The following is a 2,545-nucleotide window of genomic DNA, read 5'->3' as shown; positions in this document are numbered from 1 at the left end:
ACATCGCAAACCGAAAACGCTGTTCAGCCAAACCGAGCCACCTCAAAATTCAGTGGCAGGTCACCATTTGAAAATTCACCGTAGGCACAAAACCGTGTAGACCGGTCCGGCTACGGGCCCCCTATTCTGAACGGGCTCATGCCCTTGATGCGCCAGTGCGCCTGAAACGGTATTGATAGATTGGTAAAGGCTCATGGATAGTGCTGTTTGGGTTGCCGGAACCCTTGGTTTTGGCCTTTATGGTCAGATAATGTTGAAGTGGCGGGCAGATGTGCATGCGCCGAAGTCCCTCGACGAGGGGCGCATAGGTTTTGTTCTCGCGATGCTGACGGACCCCTGGGTCCTTAGTGGGTTAGGCGGTGCCTTCTTGGCAAGTATTTCATATATGTTTGTCCTTCAGAAACTTCCTTTGTCTTACGCATTTCCACTTATGGCTCTTTCCTTTGTGTTCGTGCCACTTGCGAGCGTCCTTATTTTTGGAGGAAGAATTCCCTTGATACAGGCATCGGGACTGGCATTGATTGTTCTAGGAGCTGCTCTCTCCGCCCTTTCGCGCTAAAAGCAACTGGTACATGCTTGCACGAGATAAGCGTGGAGCGTACCTAGCCCTATGTGCTTTATACAGGCGCAAATTTGCTTTTAAGCTAATGAGCCCAGTGTCTGCACCTCAATACCAGTATCCCTCGGCGGAATGTAAATCGAATATAGAATATGGCTCAAGACGTCAGTGGCCTTCGCGCCGTTCTCTCTCATCCATGGGTGTACAACCTGTCGCAAGCGCTAATGGGTGCAAACCGTAACCGGCGTTGGCTGCAGCGCGATTTCATTCAAGCGCAGCCCGGTGAGCGTGTGCTTGATGTTGGCTGTGGTACGGCTGATATCCTCTCTGTGTTGCCCGACGTAGAATATGTCGGGTTCGATATCAGTGAGCCATACATTCGTCACGCAAGAGAGCGTTGGGGCGACCGGGGTAGTTTTTTTGCCCAGCATCTCGATGACAGGTCGCTGGTGCCACACGGACGCTTTGATCTTGTCTTAGCAACGGGTTTTCTTCATCACCTTGACGATGATGAGGTTCGCGGTCTTCTCGCGCTCCTTGCGACCTGTTTGAGGCCGGATGGCCGTGTGATTACAGTTGATCCCTGTTTCTCGAAGGACCAAAACCCGGTTGCGAAGTTTATCATTTCGAAAGATCGCGGCAGAAATGTAAGGTCTCCAGAAGAATACGAAGTTTTGGCTCGAGGAGACTTCCACAATGTTGAGGGTTGGTTCTGCGAGCGATCGTGGCCTCCTTACACATATTGGATCATGAGATTATCACAACCAAACCTGTTGTTGCCCCCGAGGGATCGGACAGATCATCCGGGTTGACATAAGACTGACGTGGGCTGACCTGCCACTGAGATTCTCTGCCATGTGGAATTAGTCGGCCCTGAACAACCCCCAACCGATTGAGGTTGAAGGATTCTTTGTCTTCGCGAAGCATTGTAGAATGCCAGCATCTGGGTGCTGACCCGCTCAAAACCGGTGTTTTGCCATGGGACCCAAGCCGACGCTGCCGAGCTCCGGCGACCTCTACCGCAGCCGTCTCGATCAGATCCTCGATCAGCGCCATGAGCTCTTTCGCCTGGCAGGGCTGATCGACTGGGACGGCTTCGATGAGGAGTTCGGTCGCTTCTATCGCCCATTAGGGCGGCCCGCGAAGCCGACGAGGCTGATGGTCGGGCTGTCGTATCTCCAGCATACCTTCAACCTGTCCGATGAGGCAGTGGTCGAGCGCTGGACAGAGCATCCCTATTGGCAGTGGTTCTGCGGCTGCGAGTACTTCCAGCACGAGCTGCCGTGCGATCCAAGCTCGCTCACACGCTGGCGCAAGCGGATTGGACCGGAGGGAGTGGAGAAGCTGCTGGCCGCCACCATTCAGGTCGGGCTGGAGAGCGGCGCCGTGCGGCCCTCCAGTCTGGAGCGGATCAGCGTCGACACCACGGTGCAGCCCAAGGCGATCACTCATCCTACCGACGCGAAGCTCTATCTCAAGGCTCTACTCGCCCTCGTGCGTCAAGCAAAGAAGTGCGGTCTCAAGCTCCGTCAGGCCCATACCCGCCTGGCCAAGCGCGCCGCAGTGCAGGTGGGCCGCTATGCCCATGCCCGTCAGATGCGGCGCATGCGGCGCGAGTTGAAGCGGCTGAGGACCTATCTCGGCCGGGTCTATCGCGATGTCGCCCGCAAAGTCGCCAATGATCAGGTCCTCTCAGGCCGGTTTGCTCCTCTGCTCGGCCTCACAGAGCGCCTGCTGCTGCAGGAGCGCACGAGCAAGAACAAGATCTACAGCCTGCATGCGCCCGAGGTGGTGTGCATCGCCAAGGGCAAGGCACATCGGCCGTATGAATTCGGCTCGACGGTTGCAGTAGCGGTGACCAATCGCGAGGGCTTTGTACTCGCGTCGAAATCGCTGGAGGGCAACCCGTATGACGGCCACACGCTCAATGCCACACTGGACCAAGTGATCGCCCTGACCGGCGTCGAGCCAGAGCGGGTTTATGTT

Annotated in this window: 3 protein-coding genes; all 3 read left to right on the top strand. The window is 56.2% G+C overall.

The features are described from left to right. Positions 1 to 193 precede the first annotated feature (193 nt). A complete protein-coding gene (locus LG661_RS24460; protein ID WP_230534603.1) occupies positions 194 to 559 on the top strand; it encodes an EamA family transporter in 366 nt (121 codons plus the stop codon). A gap of 152 nt (positions 560 to 711) precedes the next feature. Continuing rightward, entirely contained in the window at positions 712 to 1,371 is a 660-nt protein-coding gene (locus LG661_RS24455; RefSeq protein ID WP_230534602.1) for a class I SAM-dependent methyltransferase, read from the top strand. Positions 1,372 to 1,537: 166 nt separating this feature from the next. Further along, positions 1,538 to 2,545 (top strand): IS5 family transposase (locus LG661_RS24450; protein ID WP_230534601.1); only part of this gene is annotated, 1,008 nt, incomplete at its 3' end.

The sequence above is a fragment of the Microvirga roseola genome (assembly GCF_020866965.1).
GTDB lineage: Bacteria > Pseudomonadota > Alphaproteobacteria > Rhizobiales > Beijerinckiaceae > Microvirga > Microvirga roseola.
Note: the sequence above shows the minus strand (reverse complement) of the source record. Positions and strands in the feature narration are given on the sequence as shown.

Coding starts and splice junctions, on each gene's coding strand:
- LG661_RS24460 (WP_230534603.1), top strand. CDS start 194: ATGGATAGTGCTGTTTGGGTTGCCGGAACCCTTGGTTTTGGCCTTTAT.
- LG661_RS24455 (WP_230534602.1), top strand. CDS start 712: ATGGCTCAAGACGTCAGTGGCCTTCGCGCCGTTCTCTCTCATCCATGG.